A 20,891-nucleotide genomic window follows, 5' to 3' on the forward strand; every position below is an offset into this window, starting at 1 on the left:
CCTCTCATTTCTGACCGGTTAAGCATCTTTCGATTATGTTTGCATTATTTCAACAATTTACGAAAGAGTTCATCTGCATCCTCTTTCTTTCTTTGGGTTTCTGTTTCCAGCTTCCTTGCGTTATTATTTTCATATTGAATTACATCTCCATCTACAGGTGGAAATTTAAATGCAGATACCGGAATCTCTATCATCTTCTGATCTTCCGATTCACAGATTGCTGTTGTACCCTCTATTCTATCCACAATTAGCTTCATCTTAACCGCCCCCTTAGTCGTACTCTTCTCCACTGACTGTTCCTTTTGCATACTTTCGTATGCAAAAATGCTGAAAGCTATTGAGCTTTCAGCATTTTAAGCAGTAGATAGGGGAATCGAACCCCTGTTTCCGCCGTGAGAGGGCGGCGTCTTAACCGCTTGACCAATCTACCTTGCTCAACTATAATAACGCATCCTGTAGAAAAATGCAAGCACTTTTTTAAGTTTTTTCAAAAAACTGAAAATTGAGAAAATTTTCCGTTCCAGGTATAGGGCGCTTCGCTCAGGCGAAATGCATCCAAGCCCCCTCCGGCACACCACTATGTCCGTGCGGCCTGGAACAGTCTCATCGAGTTTGGATCTGAAGAGTAAGCTCATCTTTACATCTGCGTATGCGCATATATCTTCACAATTTCCAGCAGCATCTCTACAACATAGTCCATTCCTTCAGCGGTCACATGTTCATAGGGTCCATGGAATGCATAACCGCCCGTTCCCAGGTTCGGACAGGGCAGACCCATAAAACTCAGTCTGGCACCATCGGTTCCGCCGCGAATCGCCTGTACCTTGGGCTGGAGCCCGATCTTTTTAGCCGCTTCCTTTGCATTCTCTATCAAATGAAAGCAGGGTCTGATTTTCTCTTCCATATTATAGTACTGGTCTTTTAAGGTCAGGGTAACTGTCCCTTCCCCGTATTTTTCATTCATCTGCTCTGTAATACGGGTCAACAGCTGCTTTTTCTCACTGAATTTATCCATGCTATGATCCCGGATGATATAACTGAGGTGCGCTGCGGCAACTTCACCCTTCATTTTGACCAGATGGAAAAATCCCTCATATCCTTCTGTATGCTCCGGCGTTTCCTCCTCCGGCAGCAATGCTTGTATTTCGCACGCTATGGCTGCTGCATTCACCATAATATCTTTGGCATCGCCCGGGTGGACATTCACACCGCAAATGTCTATTTTTGCAGATGCGGCATTAAAGTTTTCAAATTCAATCTCACCTTCTGCTCCGCCATCCACGGTATAAGCATAGCAGGCGCCAAAATTCTCTACCTGAAAATGATCTGCCCCGGCTCCTACCTCCTCATCAGGCGTAAATCCGATACAGAGCTTTCCATGTGGAAGTTTCTCATTCCTGATTTGCTCCAGCATAGTCATAATCTCGGCAATACCTGATTTATCATCACTGCTCAGGATTGTGGTTCCATCAGAAGTAATCAGTGTTCTGCCTTTTAATCCTGACAGATGGGGAAATGTCTTCACCTCCAGCATTCTGCCTGAAGAACCCAGGGATAGATTTCCTCCGTCATAGTTCTCATGAATCTGAGGATTAACCGGATGTTCTGTAAAATCGGATACCGTATCCATATGTGCAATCCATCCGACAGCAGGTGCCTGCTCATAACCTTCCGTTGCCGGAAGTGACGCATAGACATAGCACATAGCATCCACTCTGGCATCAGAAAGACCTAATTGTTTCAGCTCTTCCACAAGCAGTTCCGCCAGACGGAACTGCTCTTTTGTGGTAGGAACACTTTCACTCTCTTCGTCGCTCGCCGTAGGGATCACGACATATTTCAGTAATCTCTCATAAGCTCTCAAATTTCTTTCACCTCAAATCCAAGGTCATCCATAATCTCTTTCGCCTGGGCAACACAATGTTCGCATCCATCAATTGTCACGGTTTTATTTGCCAGAGATACATCAAAATCCAGGTCTGCTGCCTTCATGGCCTTTGTAATTCTTTCTACGCACTTTTCGCAATGCATATCCTCTGCCTTTAATACTGTCTTCATCTCTATTCCTCCATCTTTACTTTGTAATGCTTATTTGAAGTTTACTTTAATTTAATTGTCCGCAGCCGCAACGCATTGGTTACTACGAAAACGGAACTGAATGACATCGCAAGCCCTGCAATTATAGGATTCAAAAGCGGGCCACCAAAAGGATACAGAAGTCCTGCTGCTACGGGTATTCCACAGGTATTGAAGATAAATGCCCAGAACAGGTTTTCTTTAATATTCCTTATTGTGGACTTACTGAGTTTGATGGCCCGATATACATCCATTAAATCAGATTTCATAAGAACAACATCACTGGATTCCATGGCGATATCGCTTCCGCTTCCTATGGCCACGCCAACGTCTGCCTGTGCCAGCGCTGGTGCATCATTGATGCCATCTCCTACCATCATAACCTTTTTTCCTTCCTTCTGCAAGATGGAAACTACAGAAGCCTTATCCTCGGGAAGAACCTCTGCAATCACTTCATCCGCATTCACCTGTTTGCCTATATAAGCGGCAGTCCGCTTATTATCTCCAGTCAGCATATAGACTTTTACACCTAAGGAACGAATTTTATCAATAGCCGCTTTGCTGGTTTCCTTCACTGTATCGGCCACGCTTACGATTCCCAGCACCTGACTTTCCCGTACCACGAACATGGGGGTCTGACCTTTTTCTGCCAGTTCATCGGCTGCTTTTTGATAGTCTCCCAGGTCAAAATGCATCTCTTCCACCATCCGCAGGTTTCCAATATAAATCTGGTTTTCGTCATAAACCGCCTGAATTCCTTTTCCCGTCAGGCTTTGGAAATCCGTAACTTCTTTTAATTGCATCCCACGGTTTCTGGCACCTTCCACAATTGCCTGACCGAGCGGATGTTCAGAAGGCAATTCACAGGAAGCCGCCAGTAAAAGCAAATTATCATCTGAAATTTCTTTACTGATAATCTCTGTAACTTTAGGTTTTCCCTCGGTAATTGTTCCCGTCTTATCCAGAATAACAGCTCCTACTTTATGCGTAATTTCCAGGGCTTCTCCACTTTTTATCAGAATTCCATATTTAGCGCCAAGACCTGTTCCAACCATAATTGCGGTCGGTGTTGCAAGACCGAGTGCACAGGGGCATGCGATAACCAGTACTGACACAAAGATACGCAGGACGAAGGAAGCCGGATGTCCCGTAACTGCCCATATAACAGCGGCAGCCAGTGCAATGAGAAGAACTGCCGGAACAAAATAACCGGCCACAGTATCCGCAAGCTTTGAAATCGGAGCCTTCTTCCCTTGTGCATCCTCCATTAGTTTTATAATCTTTGCAAGTGTTGTATCACTTCCCACACGAGAAACCGTAACCTGCATGGCCCCGTTATAATTCATACTTCCACCGATTACTTCATCTCCGGGTTCCTTTTCTACAGGAATACTTTCCCCTGTCAGCATGGATTCATCCACACTGGATACACCCTGACGTACAATTCCGTCCAATGGAACCTTGCTTCCCGGACGAACCAGAATTAAATCTCCCGCCTGTACCTGTTCCACAGGTACTTCCTGTTCTTTGCCGTCTTTCAATAACACCGCAATATCCGGAGCCAGCTCCATCAGTTTTCGAATTGCCTCAGATGTCTTTCCTTTGCTTCGGCTTTCCAGATATTTTCCCAGCATAACCAGTGTCACAACAATCGCTGCTGATTCATAATAAAGCTGATCCACTGCGTGCTTATTAGATGGAATCATAATTGTCATGACCAAGCTGTACAGGAATGCACTTCCGGTTCCGATAGCCACCAGCGAGTCCATGTTCGGATGCCCACGGAACAAGGTCTTAAAGCCCACAATATAGAACTTTCTTCCGAAAAATAAAACAATCGCTGTTAATATCAGCTGGGTGACAGCAAAGTTCAACGGATGCATATGCATATGGAGCATCTCGGGTAATGGCATAGGCCAGGGCACCATATGCCCCATGGAGATATAGAGCAAAGGCAGTGCGAAGATAATGGCTCCAATCAGGCGAAATCTGATTTTATGCAGTGCTTCTTCCTGCTCCGCTTTTTCCTCCTGCTTTTCTTTTTTAGTCTCAGGGACCTCCAATGCTGCCGAAAATCCGGCCCGGTCCACTTTATTCATAATTAACTCCGGGTTAACCCTTTTTTCATCATAGGTGATGGTCATCTTATTAGTTGCAAGATTTACATTGCTTACCGATACCCCATCCAGCTTGCGCGTTACCCGTTCCACTGCTGCACTGCAGGAAGCACAAGTCATGCCCTTTATGTTATATGTTTCCGTTTTCATATCTTCCTCCTATTATTTTGCGAGTCCTAAAGCCGTACTTTTTCATGCAGGCATGAAACGCACTACTCTTTGACTCTGATATCATTTCATCAACTTCCTGATTGTGTCACACAATTCATCTACTACCTGTTCATCTCCCTCCTTAATATCATCAACTACACAGGTTTTTATGTGATTCGTCAGTAATTCCCGATTAAATGCATTAAGTGCAGACTGAATGGCGGCCACCTGGTTCAGGATATCCACACAGTATCTCTCCTCTTCAACCATCGTCTTGACTCCACGAACCTGACCTTCTACCCGGTTAAGACGATGAATCAGTTTTTTATACTCTAAGTCTTCCCTATGTTTGGTTTTTATACAACAACACTTCTCTGTTTCCATGTCCATTCTCCTCCTTATATACCCCCCATGGGTATATAATAGCAAATCATTTCCACCATGTCAACCACATTCTATACAATAACAGGCAAATATGATAAAATGATGGTACCAAGGGTCAAAAGGTCATGTAACATCATGCTTGCATGAAGTTACATGAATTTGGGACCCGCAAAATATGAGAATGCAGTCCGAATAGGATGGAATTCGAATGTTTTCGGATTGTGGGAGCACAAAGTGCGGAACAATCCGCAGGTACCAAGGGTCAAAAGGTCATGTAACATCATGCTTGCATGAAGTTACATAAATTCGGGAGGTAGCTATGGAAAAATATATTGATTTACATGTACATTCGAATTGTTCAGACGGAACTTATACACCGGAAGAGTTGGTTGCATATGCATTGGAAAAGAATTTAAAAGCGATGGCGCTGACAGACCACGATACCACAGAAGGCATACAAAGAGCATGTAGGGCCGCAGGACATACCGGTCTGGAGCTGATTCCCGGAATTGAGCTTTCCACAGAATATAACAAGAAAGATATTCATATATTGGGACTGGATATCGATTCTGAAAATCCTCATTTTCAAAATCAGTTAATGGCTTTTAGGGATTCCAGAGATGTCCGGAATCAAAAGATGATTGCCCTGCTGCAAGAACACGGAATAGCAATCTCGCCCGAACAGATGAAGCAGGAATTCCCCGATTCCGTATGGACAAGGGCCCATTTTGCAAGATTTCTTCTGGATCACGGTTATGTGAAGAATATGGAAAGTGCGTTTGAGAACTATCTGGGAGATCAGGCCCCCTGCTTCGTTCCGCGGGAAAAGGTAACCCCATTTCAGGCAATTAAACTCATTCATGAAGGGGGCGGCTATGCGGTACTGGCTCATCCACTTTTATACCATCTGTCTGTAAAGCAGCTTGAGGAACTCGTACAGAAGCTGACAGTTCGCGGACTGGACGGTATTGAGGCAATCTATTCTATGAATCGGTTCTCTGATGAATCTTCCATGAGACAGCTGGCAAAGCGCTTCGGTCTGGCGATAACAGGGGGCTCCGATTTTCATGGCAGTAATAAGCCATCGATTGATTTAGGCTCTGGAAAGGGGAATCTCCATATTCCATATAGAATATGGGAGAATCTGGAAAAGAGGTCTCTTTAGAGAACCTCTTCTATCACTTTCGAAGTGGATTTATCTTTCGGCCTGCGATAAACAGAAATAATGCTGACAGGAGCATCTGTACCCCCACACTGAACCATACCATGTGACTGACGATAAAATCATTCTTATAATTTCCAAACTGATTACAGATTGTGTTGATTTCGTGTCCGTCACCTACCTGCTGGCTGATAAGTCCCACAAAAGAAATCAAAGGGTTCAGCAAAAACAGATAAATGATTTTTCCCGCACCGGGACTTGCCTGTTCAGGCTGTACCGATTCCTGAAGCCTTGCAACATATAATCCCATCGCAGGGGCTGCTACAGTCCCCACTAAAAAGAAAAGAACAAACATATAAGTCATTACTGTCGCAATAGTCGTGCGTTTAAATGTTACCGAGCAGCAGATTCCCAAGCTCCCGATATAGATGCCGGTTACCAGAAGGATGCCCACCAGCAGGAACAAATCCCAAATGCTGATCCCTCCAAAAACAAGTACCAGCGCAAGAGCCGGGAGCGTTGAAAATGTCAGCAGAAAAACTACACTTAATGCCGACTCCAGCTTTCCCGTAATAATTTTCCAGGGACTTAAAGAAGTTGTAAGAAGGACATCAAGCGTCCTGGCTTCTCTTTCCATGGAGATTGAGCCCCCGGTAATAGCCGGAACAGCTATAAGAATCATGGCAAATAAAGCATAGGCCATGAGCATATAGCACCTGGCAGGCATAGAATAACTGCCGGCCCTCATAACTCCGGGGGCAGCACCCTCACCGAAAAAACTGGTTATGGCAATTGTTGCAAGCACAATATTGCAGCCACAGATAATCCATGAGATTTTTATCGATCGGGTATGTCTTTTTATATCTTTTTCAAATACCGGATTCGTATTCATATGCCTCTCCTTCCCCTGTAAGATGGAAAAACAGGGACTCCAGGGAATTGTGCTCTCTGGCAAATGATGTTATCAATATCCCTTCTTCCACTAACTCCTTCAGCAGATAGGCCTCCTCTTCCGGACTGCCGTCAAACCATACAGCTATTGCATGTTTGTCAATAGATATCCGGCTGATCAGAGGATTTCTTCTTAAAATCTCCACTGCTTCCTTCTGATGATGCATGACATCAATTCGTATGGGATTCGCACTGTCAATTGACAGCATAATACTGTCAATCTCCCCCTGGAGTACCATCTTTCCCTGGTCTATGATTCCTATACTGGTGCTTACATCTGATAATTCCGACAATATATGAGAACTGATCAAGATGGTATATCCTTCTTTCTGAAGTCTCTGGATCAAATACTGAAATTCTCTGCGGGTTCTGGGATCCAGACCAGAGCAGGGTTCATCCAGCACCAGAAGCCGCGGGCTGTGAATCAGGGCACGGGCCAGACACAATCTTTGCTGCATGCCCCGGGACAGTGCATCTACAAGCCGGTCTTCCATTCCTGAAAGACCAACCATATCCAGCACCTCCAGACTGCGTCTGCATCCTTCTTTTCCGTAAATTCCATAGGCAGAAGCAAAAAACTCCAGATATTCGGTAACCTTCAGGTTTTCGTAAACGCCAAAAAAGTCCGGTACAAAACCTATCATACGCTTAAGATGTTCATAATTACCATTCAGACGTACTCCATCAATCCAGATTTCCCCGGAGTCATAGGTCAATAATCCGGAAATAATGCGGATTGTCGTTGTCTTTCCTGCACCGTTTGGACCTACAAATCCATAAATACTCCCGCTCTCTACTTCCATATTTAATCCGTTCAGTGCCTGAATGCCCCCATATCGCTTGTTAAGCTTTTCAATTTTCAGCATCTATTCCTGCCTTTCCAATCACATGAACCCCCGGCAAAAGATAAGTTTTAGTTTCATCCAGCTCCACATCCTTGATTCGGTAACGGAGGGTTATCTCATTTGCGCTATTGAGATATTCCTTTAGTTCCTCTTCATTAAATCTTCGATTCCATTCCTTCATCTGGTCAAATTCCCGGGTTTCATAGTTATAGAAATCAATGCTCCCTTGAAATGGCAGTGTATATTTATCCTGTAACTCAAATGGCTTAAACCATAAGGATTGAATCTCAAGATCCGTATCCCCCGAATCCTCCAGAATATCATTCAGATGAAAGGTAACCGTATACTCGGATTCGTACAGGTAAAGGTATCGAAAGGCCTGGCCTGGTATATACGTGATTGTATCATCGGAACGGTATTGTTCGGCATACGGACAGTACAGCAGATCACCCTTTGTCATGTTCACTTCAGCGGGAGCATAGTAAAAGGCATATCCATATGTCTCATAACCGCTGTCCGACTGCCAGGACGTATCCGGATTTACAACCTGAGCCATAATCAGGCTTTCAGAACGCCTTGTAATGTTTCGCATGTTAAGAAATCCTCCCCAAACCTGCGTTTCAAAAGTATCCTTTCCTGCCTTCCCTTCCCTTTTTAAAAGGGAACTCTCCATCCCCATCTCTTCCAGGTTTTCTACCTTCTTATCTTTCACCTCGATTGTTTCACCTGCCGCAATATCACCGATTCTTATTCCGGTCGCCGGCATAATCACCACAGCATTCTTAAAATCAAAATCTGTAAGATTCGTTACTCTCCCCTCTGCCTTTCCGTCAAATACGTGAATCGAAGCACTTAAGCCCTGATTTTCATCAAGAATATGCTCTTTGTTTAAGAAATAACGGGTCATAGAAAACGGCGGGAGATCCGAAACTGTTATCTTTTTCTTATCCCCCTTGTAAGAAAGCGCCACCTTTCCAAAAGTGGATGTATCCACAAAATTCTCCGGGTTCTCACTGCTTTCGGAGGACCAGGGAATAATTGTATAAGAGGAATCTATATAAAGATTACTGCTGCTGCTATAAGGTGCCTGTAGTCCCAGGTCGATGGACTCACTCCAGCTATCCTCCTGCTGCTCCATCACATTTAGATAGGTTAGAAAAGGAGCTCGGATTCTGGTGCCGGAACCACAGATTCCGATTAAAGCCACAGCCCCCAGAGATAAGCAGGTCATACCTCCCCAGAGATAATATCTCTTATGAAATCTTTTGAGCAGAAGATATAATCCTGGACCTGCAATCAAAGCATATATAAGCAGCAGAACTGCATAAAATACAAGATTGGGCTGTTCTTTTATAGGCATATCTTGCAAGACGGAATAATCATGTCCTGCTGCATCTCCGGCACTTCTATAGATGATTTGATTCACATCAGATTTCGACAGAGCTGCCGTGAGAAGCTCCGTTACATTTTTTTTATCGGCTCCGGTAATCAGAATTCCTCCCTGCTGTTCCCAGGTCTTAAGTGCCGTCTGCTGGCTCACTGACAGATCGCCGGGCTGATAATCGGCAAAGATAAGTACATCCGGTATCCCGACAGCCAGATTCTCTATTGTCAGATCTTCGGGAGTAAGAAGTACATTTCTTACAAAAGAGCCATCCAGAATCTGATCATATGCCCATGGAAATTGACCAAGCAGCCCACTGTATTGTGTATCCTCAGACATAACCCCAATCAGATATTCCACGGACAGTATATTGGATTGATTAATTTTCAATGTTTCTTCGTAAACAACTTCTCCTGCTAAATTTTTTAGAATAATCTGATATTTTTCTGTATTATACTGAAAAAAAGAAACAATTGGTCTCTTCCATGTTTCCCCTGCTTTTAGCGAAACAGGAACCTCCATGTTAACGATCTGATTATGGGTACCCCCAAAAGTAGCCGGGAGCAGGCTGTTTATTACATAGGTCATAGCAGTATTCGAATAATCCTGTGTTGCAGATTGCAGTGTTATAGTTCCTTCAAAATCGGCTCCCTGATTTGTCAGTTTCAGGTAAATCGGGAATCTGTTTCCTGCTCGAACCAGACCTTTTAAACCATAGCTGATCTCAACCTTGACCCCATCCTGTGTTCTGCTATTGTCAATGGGCGATGCCTGGACTATTATGACTGAAGCTGCATAGAAAATCAGGGCGAAAAAAAATATCCTGATGCTTTTATTCCTTAATTGAAAGCTTCTCATCTCAAGTTCCTTCCCTTTTTCCGCTTTGATAAAGAGGCAGATCCACCTCAAAAACAGTTCCCTGAAGATCGCTTTTCACCCTTATTGTTCCGTTATGGAGCTGTGCGATCTGCCAGACGATAGCAAGACCTAATCCTGTTCCTCCTGTATTCCTGGAACGGGACTGTTCCGTACGATAGAACTTAAGGAAAATAGAATCCAGTTCTTCTTTCGGTATCACATGACCATAATTTACCACCTTTGTCACCACCCAGTCGGTGCCCTGCTCCATCTTTATCAGAATCTGCTTTCCCTCTTTCCCATACTTGATCGCATTATTCAAAAGATTGCCGAAAAGCCGGGCCATAAGCTCGCCGTCTGCTTCAATCCATACGGGGTTCCCCGGATGGTGGAATTCTACCTCAATCTCGTATTTTACGAAGCTTGGCGTCATTTCATCCAGCATCTGTTCCATCAGCTGAATCAAATCCAGCCGGGCAATCTGAAGCTTAAGCTCGTTATGCTCGAGTTTTACAAATCCAAACAACTCATTGGTCAGCTGCTCCAGACGTTTGGCCTTATCATAGACGATTTCAATATACTTATCCCTTGTTGTATCGTCCATATCCTTCTTTTCCCTCACCCAGCCAAGGTAACCCAGAATTGATGTGAGCGGTGTCCTGATGTCATGGGCCACGCTGGACACCAGATCATTTTTTGTATGCTCCGCCAGCCGTTCCCGCTCCATAATATCCTTGATATTCTTCTGCATCTGATTCAGATTCTGTGCCATGGAGGCAAATTCGTCATTACCCCTCACCTCAATTTGATGGTCAAAGTCTCCTTCGGAAATATCCTTTACCTTCCGGATAATCAGATTCAAGTAAGATATGGTATCTCTCATCCAGACATAAAAGCAAAGGATGAAGGTGATGATTCCGAACATGATTATGATCATCATACGGTACTCCGGCCGCATCCCATCCGGACCGAACACTGCACTTCGATAGCCGGTTTTTCGGAAATAATTTTCTATCCCACGAAGTGAGAAGATAATAATTCCTTCTGCAAGCAGTGTCACCAGACCCGATATTATGAGGTAGGTTATTATCCTCTGACTGTAATTTTTAACAAAATTAAGCTTCAATTTTATATCCAACTCCCCATACTGTTGTTATAATTTTATCTTCCCTTGTGTCATCATGCATCTTTCCCCTCAGGCGCCTGATATGAACCATTACTGTGTTATTCGCCTCATAGAACTTTTCATGCCAGACACTTTCAAAAATTTCATTAGTGGAAAATACCCTGCCCGGATTGGAAGCCAGTAAATACAATATCTCGAATTCTATAGGTGTAAGTTTAATATTTTCATCATAACAGTATACCTGATGTGTGGATTTATTAATTACCAGATTTTTAAGGGTAATAATATCCCCGGCTTTCTTTTTTTTAGATGGATTCAACTCCCTGTAGCGGCGCAGCTGGGACTTTACCCTCGCCATAAGTTCCAGGGGATTAAAGGGCTTGGATACATAATCATCCGCACCTGTTGATAGCCCCACAATTTTATCTATATCCTGGGTTTTCGCACTCACTATGATGATCGGTATATTATTTGATTCACGAATCTTCCGGCACATCTCAATTCCATTCATATTAGGCATCATCACATCCAGCAGAACCAGGTCTACCTTCTGACTTTCCAGAATTCTTAATCCCTCCATGGCACTATATGCCTTCAAAACATGAAATCCATCACTGATCAGATAAATTTCCAGAAGATCCGCAATCTCTTTTTCATCATCTACAACCAATATGTTTGTTTCTTCCATTCTTCAAATTACATCCTTTCCGTGACCTTTTGACCCTGGTATCATTTTATTTTAACATGCATATTTTGAAAAGTCTTTAACAAAATCTTACATCTATATTTATGTTTCGTTCTGCTCAAACTATAAGTACAAATGAATTATGAAAAGGGTATGATATAGATGAGAACACAGAAAAGGTGGCTTGTTAAAAATGTTTTTCTTTTTCTAATAGGATATTGTATTTATCTCGCAATTGAAGTTACTTACAGGGGATTTAGTTTCCGGCTTATGGGAATTGTGGGCGGTTTAGCGATGATTGCCTTATCGGAAATTTCTTCTGAGTTTATGCGGGGATATCAGCTTCCGCTTCAGATGCTTGCAGGAGCTGCCATTATTACTTCTTTTGAACTGATTTCCGGTACTTTTGCATTATTTGTCCTGGATATCCGGATGTGGGATTACAGCGGTCTGTGGCTCAGTTCTCTTAGTGGACTGGTATGCCCTCTCTTCTCTTTATTCTGGTTTTTCCTTTCAGGTGTGGGAATCGTGTTTGCCGATGCATGGGAGTATTACGTGATGTGGGGTGACCGTCGGCCCAGATACCGTATCTTCCGATGGAAGATTGAACTGCCGGAAAGGCACAGGCAAAGTGAAAATGCACACTAGTATAGGAACTGCCAACCGGCAGTTCCTTTTGCAAAGAGTTATTCCTGTTTTCCCAAAAGATAATCGATGAACTGCTGCGCCGTTCGCCCGGACAGTCCGCCGTGCTGCAGCTCCCATTTGTTTGCTTCCAGCAAAAGTGCTTCCTCATCCAGTTTAATCCCGTAACGTTCTGCCAGGGACTTTACAATCTCCTGGAATTCCCTTTTGTCCGGAGATTCAAAGTATATTGTAACACCAAACCGATATGCCAGGGAAAGCTTTTCCTGCACCGTATCAGAGGTATGCATATCTTGTCGTATCCCACCCTTATCCTCCGAGGTTTCCTTAATCAGATGCCTTCTGTTAGAGGTAGCATAAATCAGGATATTTTCCGGTTTTTTTTCAAGACCGCCTTCAATTACTGCCTTTAAATATTTATATTCTGTTTCAAACTCCTCAAAAGAAAGGTCATCCATGTATATAATAAATTTGTAATTTCTGTTTTTAATCTGTGTAATCAGCCAGTTAAGATCTTTAAACTGATGTTTATAAACCTCTATAATCCTGAGTCCCTGGTCATAATATTGATTTAAGATTCCTTTAATGCTTGAGGATTTTCCTGTTCCGGCATCGCCAAACAGCAGACAGTTATTCGCCTTTTTCCCTTTTACAAATGCCTCTGTGTTATCAATCAGTTTTTTCTTAGCAATCTCATATCCTACCAGATCATCCAGATGCACATGGGCAATATTCGTTATCGGCACAATCCTGGCCTTGGCGCCTTCGTAATCAATCCGGAATGCTTTGTGGAGACCCAGTTTTCCGACTCCAAAATCTTTATAAAATTGAATCATCAGTTCCATAAACTCGTCCGCATCCCGGGCAGCTGAAAGCTTCTCACTCAACTCCATGATACGGCTGCGGATTCTATGATTAAACAATTTTTTAGATAAATATGAATTCTGGTAATCACAGATGATTTTACAGTCCCCCGAATCAAATGCCTCATCAAATACCTCGATATCAAAATCAAACAATTCCTTAAAACGTACAAAGTCATGCTTTGCCATCTGGTTGATGCTTCCTTCAACTTTTCCAACAATTTCGCAGGAAGTAGAGAAAGCATTTTCCTTATTTACCAGCAAAAAAGTCAGATAATCATGCCAGAGATTTCCCGAAAAACCATAAGCATTCGCCATCTCAACAAGCTGATTCAGACAAGCATAGAATTTTTTCCTGTCATCTGCATCCAGTTTGCCTGACTTATAGCTGTCCATCAACTCTGTGATATCCTGTAACAGCTGCTGTTGTTCAAAATCCCGATATAGGATACATTCCTCAATTCTTGTCATATAGGCCTTCTTTCTTTTACATATCTCAGTAATTTCCCAGAATCCGCAGATAACTGGCTTCCGCATCAATGCCCCGCAATGCATTTTTGACCGCAGCATCGCTCAAATTGCCTTCAAAGTCGATGAAAAAGCGGTATTCCCAGTTTCGTCCCTCGATGGGGCGTGATTCTATTTTGGTCATGTTCAAATTGTTGTAAATAACATGTGATAACATATTATACAGGGAACCACTCTCATGGGGCAGTTCAAAATAGATACTGATTTTTCCGGCCTTTTTAACAAACCTCTTCTGATTCGATATAACGATAAAGCGAGTAGAATTCGTGTCCGTGGACAACCCCTGATTGTCCAGAACCTTCAGGCCAAAATATTGGGCCGCTGTCCGGCTCGCGATGGCTGCCTGGCTTCTGTCACCATCTTCAGCCACTTTCTTTGCGGCAATTGCGGTATTTAATACTTTTTTCTGCTCCCAGTCCGGGTATTGCTCCAGATACCGCTTACACTGAGCCAATCCCTGCGGATGGGAATATACCGTATGAATATCTGATATTTCTGCACTGGGTACTCCCAACAGCTGATGCTCGATTCTGATAATCTGCTCACCCACTATATAATTGGGATATTCGGCCATCAGATCATAGATATCAAAAACTACGCCCGCCGTGGAATTTTCTATAGGCAGGACAGCATAGTCCGCCTGCCCCTCAGCAACCAATTCCATGGCCTCCTTCCAAGTCTCCACATGGGAACTTTGTATATCCCGGCCAAAAAATACCTGCATGGCCTCAAAGGTATAAGCTCCCTCGATTCCCTGAAATATTACTCTGGCCCCTTCAATAGGAAGTTTATCCACCTGAACATAATCCACAGGCTGTTCCACATGATTTTCTGTCAACAGCTGGTATTGCCGCTTCCTGCTGATGGACATCATCTGCCGGAAAATCTCCTGTATTCCCCTGGCATTAAACGGATTGCCCGCGGAATCTTCCAGTTTCTGAAGCTTAAAGATTTCTCTTTCCTGGTCAAATATTTGTTTGCCTGTCTCTATTTTAAACTGCGCCACCTCTTCGGTCAGTTTCATCCGCCGTTCGAACAATTCCAAAATCTGATTATCAATAATATCTATTTCGTTTCTTATTTTTCCTAAGTCCGGCATAAAAATTCCTCCTGATTCCTTTCACCCTGAACAATGGCCGTCAATTCTCCTATAAATGACAGGGAGCCAAAACAGACAATCGCCCCATCCTTTCCTGCTGCAAGCCTTGCGGCATCCACCGCTTCACCTATTGTGGCACAGGGCAAAACCCTTGTGTTATATTTACTTATGGTCCCGGCCAGTTTTTCCGGTGAAAGTGCCCTTGCATTACCCGGTGTTGCAATTGTAAAGATCTGTTCCGCGAGAGGGGCCGTGATTCGGGCCACCGCATCATAATCTTTATCAGAAAACATGCCATTAATAAAAACCAGTCTTCTGCCGGCCAGATATTCCCCAATAGACATCCGCAGTTTTTCGGCCGCATCCGGATTATGTGCTCCATCCACAAAGATGTCAGGATTTTCAGAAATCCTGGTAAACCTCCCATCCCATCTGGTTGCAGCCATTCCATCTACAATCTGCGAATTTGTCAGCTTCAGTCCATGGCGGATCATCATCTGCAGTGCTTCATAAGCAGTAACTGCATTCTCAATCTGAGGCTCTCCAGCCAGTAAAATACTGATCTCCTGTCCATCATATCGGAAACTCTGCCCTTCCAGCGTACGCTTTGTTAACCTTGCTTCAGAAAGATTCGCCTCTTTCAGCTCATACCCATTCCGATCACAGTAGTTGTGAAGAGCGGCTCCTGCTTCAGGCTTTTGCGGAGCTGACACAACAGGTACCCCCGGCCCGATGATCCCCGCTTTCTGTAAAGTTATCTTCTCCAGAGTATCTCCCAGATATTCCATATGATCCATACTGATTGAAGTCAGCACAGCCAGCTTCTTGTTCTCAATCGGAATCACATTCGTAGCATCATGCAAACCGCCAAGTCCACATTCCAGCACCACATAATCGCATCCTTGTTCCTTAAAATATAAGAAACCCAATACTGTTTCCAGCTCAAAAGGTGACGGTTTCCGTAAACCGGATCTCTCCATATGATCTGTGCACACCTTTAAACCCTCAGCAAGCCTGGTAAAATCTTCCCTGTTGATTGGCACTCCATTCACCTGTATCCGCTCCTGGTAGCTGTAAATAGTCGGAGATATATATCTGCCCACCCGGTATCCGGCCAGCGCCAGGACTGTGGAGATATGGGCAAGAACCGATCCCTTGCCGTTCGTTCCAGCAATATGTATAAATAACAATTTTTTTTCCGGATGCCCAACCTCATCTAACAACTTTCTGATTGCATCCAATCCTAATTCCCCTCCATATCGGGATCTTTCTTCAATAAAGGCTCTGGCTTCTTCGTAATTCACTTTTCCGTCCTCGATATTCTTTTGTATTCTCTGGATAATTGTTAAGAAAAGAGCCAGCCCAGGTTTGATGGGTCTGGCTGGCTATATTCACAGGTTTAAAGCTATTTATTTCTGTTCCCGCTATACTTCTCTTCGCAGTACTTGCATCGGTAAACTTCTTTTTCCGGATCAGAAAGGATAAATACCTGCTCCAGTTCCTGCTCAATGGAGGTAATGCAGCGCGGATTTTTGCATTTTATTACATTCACGATTTGCCTGGGCAGACACAGTTTCTTTTTATCGATAATTTTACAGTCTTCAATAATGTTGACTGTAATATTGTGGTCAATGAAACCCAGTATATCTAGATCTAACATATCCACCGGGCACTCTACCTTAATAATATCTTTCTTTCCAAGTTTATTGCTGCGGGCATTTTTAATAATTGCCACCGTGCAGTCCAGCTTGTCCAGTTTCAAATCATGATAAATCGTCATCGCCTTTCCGGCTTTGATATGGTCTAATACAAATCCTTCTGCTATCTGTCCGACATTTAACATACTTCCACCTCCAAAAGTGTGAGAATCAGTGCCATACGGGCATATACTCCATACTGCACCTGTTTGAAATAGGCGGCTCTCGGATCACTGTCTACCTCTACCGAAATCTCATTGACACGAGGCAGGGGATGGAGAACGTACATCTCCTCCTTCGCCAGATCCATCTTGGCTTTATCCAATACATAGAAGTCTTTCATGCGCACATAGTCTTCCTCGTTAAAGAAACGTTCTTTCTGAACACGGGTCATATAGAGAATATCCAGTTCCGGAAGCGCATCCTCGAGGCGGATAACTTCTTTAAATTGCACATGGTTCGCCTTCAGTACATCCTCTCGTATATAATCCGGAATCTGAAGCTCCTCGGGGGAAATGAGAACAAATTTGACATCTGTATAACGAACCAGTGCGCTGATCAGGGAATGAACCGTACGTCCGAATTTCAGATCACCGCAAAGGCCGATCGTCAATCCGTTCAGGCTTTTCTTTAAAGAACGAATTGTCAGCAGATCTGTAAGCGTCTGCGTGGGATGCTGATGCCCGCCGTCGCCTGCATTGATGACAGGTATCGATGATTTGGAGGCTGCTACCATGGGTGCTCCTTCTTTTGGATGGCGCATTGCACAGATATCTGCAAAACAGCTGATCACGCAAATGGTGTCGGACACACTCTCTCCCTTAGCAGCTGAACTGGAGTCTGAGGATGCAAACCCGATCACAGAACCTCCAAGATTGAGCATAGCTGATTCAAAGCTGAGTCTTGTCCTGGTACTTGGTTCATAAAATAAGGTTGCAATCTTTTTTCCGTCACATGCATGGGCATATTTTTCGGGGTTATTTTCAATGTCATTGGCAAGGTCCATCAACCGATCCAGTTCTTCCACGGAAAAGTCCAAAGGGCTCATCAGATGTCGCATAAATTACCTCCTCGTATACTTTCTATTTTTACTCTGTGTTACATAATATAACAGAATGAGGCAGATATCAAGTTAAAAATTCATTACAGACATTTACTCCAGCCGCAATTTTTACAAATCGTGCAGCCCCCCTCAAAGAGCAGGGACTCTCCGCACTCAGGGCATATGATTTTTTTTGAGACACTCTTTACTGCTTTAGGCTTAGGTGCTTTAGAAGTCACAGTCTTTGGTTTTTCTTCTTCTTTATGCTGATGCAGTTCTTCCTGAACCTCATGATACATATCCAAAAGTGCATTCCCCACAGCCATCGGACAGCAGCTTCCTTTACTGGTATCCTTCCTGGTCGCACGGCGCACCGTATAAGAAGGACAGGAACCCGTAGAATTTAATTGATCAATAATCGTGTAGATATCAATACCGCCTCTGGCGCTTATGGATATCATCCGTGACAGGCCAATCATAAAATTATTACATCCTCCGGTAGATCCTTTACTCAGATAGGTTTCCAGCAATGCCCCTGTATAAGGATCAAACATCGCGATACAGTGGAGACTTCCACAGCCTGTAATCAGTTTTCTCTTCTTGCCGATGACTTCATCGTTGATTTCGATAATTTCACCGCGGTTCAGGCCTTCTCCCGCCACAGCCCCTTTACTTTCCTTCTCTTCTTCGGGTGTAAGGATTCCTAATCGTTTGCATCCGTCACGGAATATGGTAATTCCCTTCAGACCTTTCTCATAGGCATACAGATAAAGGCTCTCCGTCTCTTCCACAGTAAATTCATTTGGAACATTGACCGTGGAACTGATGGAGGCATCAATATGCTCCTGCCAGGCGGACTGCATATCAATTCTCTGACGGTAATCCAACGTCATAGCAGTCACAAAATACTCCGGCAGCTGGCTGTCATCCGTAATCTTGTGTTCCTTCATATATTGCTCGACAATTTTTGTATATACTTTATAGAATACATCTTTTCCATGAAGAGATTCTGTCTTACGCTCATAATAATTGGCAAAAACCGGTTCGATACCTCCGGAAATTCCAAGCATGGTGGATAAAGTCCCCGTGGGAGCGATTGTCAGTAATTGTGAATTGCGTATTCCATATTTCTTAACAATCTCCTGGGTGGATTTGGTGGTATTATGAAGAAAGAACGAAGTACTTATCACATCTTCGATACTGCATCCCGGATAAGCTCCCTCTTCCTTTGCCAATAAAGCAGACTGGGCAATCGCTGTATCTGCCATCGCAAACCCGATTTTATCACAAAGCTTCACAGCCGCTTCTTCTCCATAGGTAATTCCCAGCTTGATCAGCATATCGCCGAGTCCCATGATCCCAAGACCGATCTGACGCCACCTGCGGACACTTTCCTGCTGTTCCTGCAGGGGATGCAGTTCCAACCCCTCATCCAACACCTCATTCAGCGCAGTTACGCTGGCTTTTACACACGCTTTGAAGCCTGTAAAATCAAAAGATGCATTTTCTGTAAATGAATTTTGAACAAATTCTGCGAGATTGATGCTCCCTAACAGACAACTTCCGCCTGCGGGAAGGGGTTCCTCTGCGCAGGGATTCACTCCCGCATATGAAAATTCTTTCGTATTGCCGAGCAAATTCCAATCCTTCACCCGATCCCAAAACAGAGCGCCAGGTTCAGCGTAATCCCAATTCGTCTCCGCAATATGACGGAAAAGCTCTCTGGCATCTACAAATCTCTCGATGGTTTCCCCTGTCGCTTCTCTGGTGTAATGCAGGCGGAATTTCTCATTCTTCTTTACCGCCTGCATAAGTTCTGATGAAATCCGTACAGAAATGTTGGCCTTGGTAACCCGATTCAAATCTGTTTTGATATTGATAAAATCTTCTACATCCGGATGGGAGCAGTCCAGTGAAATCATCAGTGCCCCTCTTCTGCCGTTTTGTCCGATTAAATCTGTTACAAGAGAATATAAATCCATAAAGGATACCGCGCCCGTTGTTTCCTTTGCCGCATTATTGATTTTCGCTCCCTTTGGTGACAGTCCTGAGATATCAATTCCGCATCCGCCGCCATAACTGTATGTTCTTGCCAGTTTTTTTGCACAGTCAAAGATACTTTCTATCTCATCCTTTGGAGGCTCAATCACATAACAGTTTGACAGGGTGATTTTTCTTCCCTTATATTCCAAACCTCTGTTCGATAAAATTCTTCCTCCGAACAGGAATTTTTTTTCTTTCATATAACCGGCAATTTCTTCGTTGCCTCCGCTGATCCTGGAAATCCACTGTTCAAACGTTTCTCCGTCATACCGGTATTTGTTTGTCCATATATCAATTCCCAGCTGATTCTCCGATCCTAACCAGTCTTCCGCTTCCATGTGACTTATTCCTCTCTTTTCGTATACTGTTCTTATTTTCGAATTTACCTGGCCCAAAGTTGTACTATATTTTGTAGCCGTTTAGTATTCTATCACAATATATGGTGTCTTTCAATATGGCAGAATGACGATTTTAATATCTCGCTTTTAGTTTCTGATAAACTGCAGCAACCGGAAGCCCTACTACAGTATGATAGTCACCGCAGATTTTTTCAATGAAAACCGCTGACAATCCCTGGATTCCATATGCTCCTGCCTTATCCATGGGTTCTCTGCTCGCGACGTATTTTTTTATCTCATCATCTGACATCGGATAAAAAGTTACATCTGTCTTTTCGTAAAATGTATCTTCCTTTAAGATAGCATCGCCGGTTCTCCAGATCAGAGTGACCCCTGTATAAACCTGATGCGTGTTTCCCTGTAGTTCCCTTAACATTTCTTCTGCTCTGGATTCATCCGATGGTTTTCCCAGTATATGTCCATTCACAGATACGATTGTATCTGCTCCGAGCACTATGCAGTCCTCTTTCAGCCGTTCCGCCACCTCCCGGCACTTTTGTCTTGATAATTCCTGAACCACATTTTCCGGAATTGTTGTTGTGATCTTTTCCTTAACAAGGCTTGGTACCACACGGCAGGCAATTCCAACCTGCTCCAGCAGTTCCTTGCGCCTTGGTGATGCGGAGGCTAATATCAGTTTTTCCATAGTCATCCCTCTCATACGTTGTTAAACAGAAAACCTGCCACTGGCAGCTTTTCTTGCATACTTTGGTAAACAGAAAACCTGCCACTGGCAGCTTTTCTTGCATACTTTGGTATAAAAAAATCCACCCAATGTCCATGAATATATTCTTCCGGTCCGACCGGAGAATATATTTTACGAAAAAAGGATGGAATA

General features: G+C 43.7%; 19 protein-coding genes and 1 tRNA gene. 2 read left to right on the forward strand and 18 right to left on the reverse strand.

What is annotated here, in order from left to right; translation table 11 throughout:
• Positions 1-44: 44 nt before the first annotated feature.
• The 6 genes from KNL20_RS09550 to KNL20_RS09575 form a co-directional block, all read right to left on the reverse strand.
• On the reverse strand, positions 45-257 hold the full coding sequence (locus tag KNL20_RS09550) for a DUF3006 domain-containing protein (RefSeq protein ID WP_230397535.1): 213 nt from the start codon (positions 255-257) through the stop codon (positions 45-47).
• Between the two features lie 101 nt (positions 258-358).
• Positions 359-430 (reverse strand) — tRNA-Glu (locus KNL20_RS09555).
• 207 nt (positions 431-637) lie between these two features.
• Entirely contained in the window at positions 638-1,864 is a 1,227-nt protein-coding gene (gene pepT / locus KNL20_RS09560; RefSeq protein ID WP_230397536.1) for a peptidase T, read from the reverse strand.
• The gene (locus KNL20_RS09565; protein WP_230397537.1) at positions 1,861-2,058 is read right to left on the reverse strand and encodes a heavy-metal-associated domain-containing protein; all 198 of its coding nucleotides are present in this window, start codon (positions 2,056-2,058) and stop codon (positions 1,861-1,863) included. The genes pepT and KNL20_RS09565 overlap by 4 nt, the downstream gene beginning before the upstream one ends.
• A gap of 41 nt (positions 2,059-2,099) precedes the next feature.
• A complete protein-coding gene (locus KNL20_RS09570; RefSeq protein ID WP_230397538.1) occupies positions 2,100-4,343 on the reverse strand; it encodes a heavy metal translocating P-type ATPase in 2,244 nt (747 codons plus the stop codon).
• Positions 4,344-4,424: 81 nt separating this feature from the next.
• A complete protein-coding gene (locus KNL20_RS09575) occupies positions 4,425-4,727 on the reverse strand; it encodes a metal-sensing transcriptional repressor (RefSeq protein WP_230397539.1) in 303 nt (100 codons plus the stop codon).
• 319 nt (positions 4,728-5,046) lie between these two features.
• Between KNL20_RS09575 and KNL20_RS09580 the strand changes: the two genes are divergently transcribed.
• Positions 5,047-5,892: a PHP domain-containing protein gene (locus KNL20_RS09580; RefSeq protein ID WP_230397540.1), complete on the forward strand. Its 846-nt coding sequence runs from the start codon at positions 5,047-5,049 to the stop codon at positions 5,890-5,892.
• Positions 5,893-5,905: 13 nt separating this feature from the next.
• Here KNL20_RS09580 and KNL20_RS09585 read toward each other — a convergent pair whose 3' ends face one another.
• From KNL20_RS09585 to KNL20_RS09605, 5 genes are read right to left on the reverse strand one after another with little or no spacing between them, the layout of a single operon-like run.
• A complete protein-coding gene (locus KNL20_RS09585; RefSeq protein ID WP_230397541.1) occupies positions 5,906-6,781 on the reverse strand; it encodes an ABC transporter permease in 876 nt (291 codons plus the stop codon).
• On the reverse strand, positions 6,759-7,706 hold the full coding sequence (locus KNL20_RS09590) for an ABC transporter ATP-binding protein (protein ID WP_230397542.1): 948 nt from the start codon (positions 7,704-7,706) through the stop codon (positions 6,759-6,761). Before KNL20_RS09590 ends, KNL20_RS09585 begins: the two co-directional genes overlap by 23 nt.
• Positions 7,693-9,927, reverse strand: coding sequence for a hypothetical protein (locus KNL20_RS09595; protein WP_230397543.1), 2,235 nt, complete (start codon positions 9,925-9,927; stop codon positions 7,693-7,695). The genes KNL20_RS09590 and KNL20_RS09595 overlap by 14 nt, the downstream gene beginning before the upstream one ends.
• Position 9,928: 1 nt before the next feature.
• Complete coding sequence (locus KNL20_RS09600; protein ID WP_230397544.1) at positions 9,929-11,053, reverse strand: sensor histidine kinase; 1,125 nt, start codon at positions 11,051-11,053, stop codon at positions 9,929-9,931.
• Positions 11,043-11,741, reverse strand: a complete 699-nt coding sequence (locus KNL20_RS09605; protein WP_230397545.1) for a response regulator transcription factor — start codon at positions 11,739-11,741, stop codon at positions 11,043-11,045. The genes KNL20_RS09600 and KNL20_RS09605 overlap by 11 nt, the downstream gene beginning before the upstream one ends.
• 159 nt (positions 11,742-11,900) lie before the next feature.
• Here KNL20_RS09605 and KNL20_RS09610 point away from each other — a divergent pair, with 159 nt between their 5' ends.
• Positions 11,901-12,386, forward strand: coding sequence for a putative ABC transporter permease (locus tag KNL20_RS09610; protein ID WP_230397546.1), 486 nt, complete (start codon positions 11,901-11,903; stop codon positions 12,384-12,386).
• 38 nt (positions 12,387-12,424) lie between these two features.
• On the opposite strand, the gene KNL20_RS09615 is transcribed toward KNL20_RS09610, so the two are convergent.
• From KNL20_RS09615 to KNL20_RS09645, 7 genes are all read right to left on the reverse strand, one after another.
• A complete protein-coding gene (locus tag KNL20_RS09615; protein WP_230397547.1) occupies positions 12,425-13,717 on the reverse strand; it encodes an ATP-binding protein in 1,293 nt (430 codons plus the stop codon).
• 25 nt (positions 13,718-13,742) lie between these two features.
• Positions 13,743-14,873: a prephenate dehydratase gene (pheA, locus tag KNL20_RS09620; RefSeq protein ID WP_230397548.1), complete on the reverse strand. Its 1,131-nt coding sequence runs from the start codon at positions 14,871-14,873 to the stop codon at positions 13,743-13,745.
• The gene (locus KNL20_RS09625; RefSeq protein ID WP_230397549.1) at positions 14,861-16,177 is read right to left on the reverse strand and encodes a bifunctional folylpolyglutamate synthase/dihydrofolate synthase; all 1,317 of its coding nucleotides are present in this window, start codon (positions 16,175-16,177) and stop codon (positions 14,861-14,863) included. Before KNL20_RS09625 ends, pheA begins: the two co-directional genes overlap by 13 nt.
• 101 nt (positions 16,178-16,278) lie before the next feature.
• A complete protein-coding gene (locus KNL20_RS09630) occupies positions 16,279-16,716 on the reverse strand; it encodes an aspartate carbamoyltransferase regulatory subunit (protein WP_230397550.1) in 438 nt (145 codons plus the stop codon).
• A complete protein-coding gene (gene pyrB / locus KNL20_RS09635) occupies positions 16,710-17,630 on the reverse strand; it encodes an aspartate carbamoyltransferase (RefSeq protein ID WP_230397551.1) in 921 nt (306 codons plus the stop codon). The genes KNL20_RS09630 and pyrB overlap by 7 nt, the downstream gene beginning before the upstream one ends.
• An 83-nt stretch (positions 17,631-17,713) precedes the next feature.
• On the reverse strand, positions 17,714-19,993 hold the full coding sequence (locus KNL20_RS09640) for an adenosylcobalamin-dependent ribonucleoside-diphosphate reductase (RefSeq protein WP_230397552.1): 2,280 nt from the start codon (positions 19,991-19,993) through the stop codon (positions 17,714-17,716).
• A gap of 133 nt (positions 19,994-20,126) precedes the next feature.
• A complete protein-coding gene (locus KNL20_RS09645; RefSeq protein WP_230397553.1) occupies positions 20,127-20,699 on the reverse strand; it encodes a Maf family protein in 573 nt (190 codons plus the stop codon).
• Positions 20,700-20,891 lie beyond the last annotated feature (192 nt).

The sequence above is a fragment of the Novisyntrophococcus fermenticellae genome (assembly GCF_018866245.1).
In the GTDB taxonomy this organism is placed as follows: domain Bacteria; phylum Bacillota; class Clostridia; order Lachnospirales; family Lachnospiraceae; genus Novisyntrophococcus; species Novisyntrophococcus fermenticellae.

Excerpts from the sequence above, each read along its gene's own strand:
- KNL20_RS09565 (WP_230397537.1), bottom strand. The coding sequence starts at position 2,058 with ATGAAGACAGTATTAAAGGCAGAGGATATGCATTGCGAAAAGTGCGTA.
- KNL20_RS09585 (WP_230397541.1), bottom strand. The coding sequence starts at position 6,781 with ATGAATACGAATCCGGTATTTGAAAAAGATATAAAAAGACATACCCGA.
- KNL20_RS09645 (WP_230397553.1), bottom strand. The coding sequence starts at position 20,699 with ATGGAAAAACTGATATTAGCCTCCGCATCACCAAGGCGCAAGGAACTG.
- KNL20_RS09640 (WP_230397552.1), bottom strand. The coding sequence starts at position 19,993 with ATGGAAGCGGAAGACTGGTTAGGATCGGAGAATCAGCTGGGAATTGAT.
- KNL20_RS09610 (WP_230397546.1), top strand. The coding sequence starts at position 11,901 with ATGAGAACACAGAAAAGGTGGCTTGTTAAAAATGTTTTTCTTTTTCTA.
- KNL20_RS09630 (WP_230397550.1), bottom strand. The coding sequence starts at position 16,716 with ATGTTAAATGTCGGACAGATAGCAGAAGGATTTGTATTAGACCATATC.
- KNL20_RS09575 (WP_230397539.1), bottom strand. The coding sequence starts at position 4,727 with ATGGAAACAGAGAAGTGTTGTTGTATAAAAACCAAACATAGGGAAGAC.
- KNL20_RS09550 (WP_230397535.1), bottom strand. The coding sequence starts at position 257 with ATGAAGCTAATTGTGGATAGAATAGAGGGTACAACAGCAATCTGTGAA.
- KNL20_RS09615 (WP_230397547.1), bottom strand. The coding sequence starts at position 13,717 with ATGACAAGAATTGAGGAATGTATCCTATATCGGGATTTTGAACAACAG.
- KNL20_RS09590 (WP_230397542.1), bottom strand. The coding sequence starts at position 7,706 with ATGCTGAAAATTGAAAAGCTTAACAAGCGATATGGGGGCATTCAGGCA.
- pyrB (WP_230397551.1), bottom strand. The coding sequence starts at position 17,630 with ATGCGACATCTGATGAGCCCTTTGGACTTTTCCGTGGAAGAACTGGAT.
- KNL20_RS09605 (WP_230397545.1), bottom strand. The coding sequence starts at position 11,741 with ATGGAAGAAACAAACATATTGGTTGTAGATGATGAAAAAGAGATTGCG.
- KNL20_RS09580 (WP_230397540.1), top strand. The coding sequence starts at position 5,047 with ATGGAAAAATATATTGATTTACATGTACATTCGAATTGTTCAGACGGA.
- KNL20_RS09570 (WP_230397538.1), bottom strand. The coding sequence starts at position 4,343 with ATGAAAACGGAAACATATAACATAAAGGGCATGACTTGTGCTTCCTGC.
- KNL20_RS09595 (WP_230397543.1), bottom strand. The coding sequence starts at position 9,927 with ATGAGAAGCTTTCAATTAAGGAATAAAAGCATCAGGATATTTTTTTTC.
- pheA (WP_230397548.1), bottom strand. The coding sequence starts at position 14,873 with ATGCCGGACTTAGGAAAAATAAGAAACGAAATAGATATTATTGATAAT.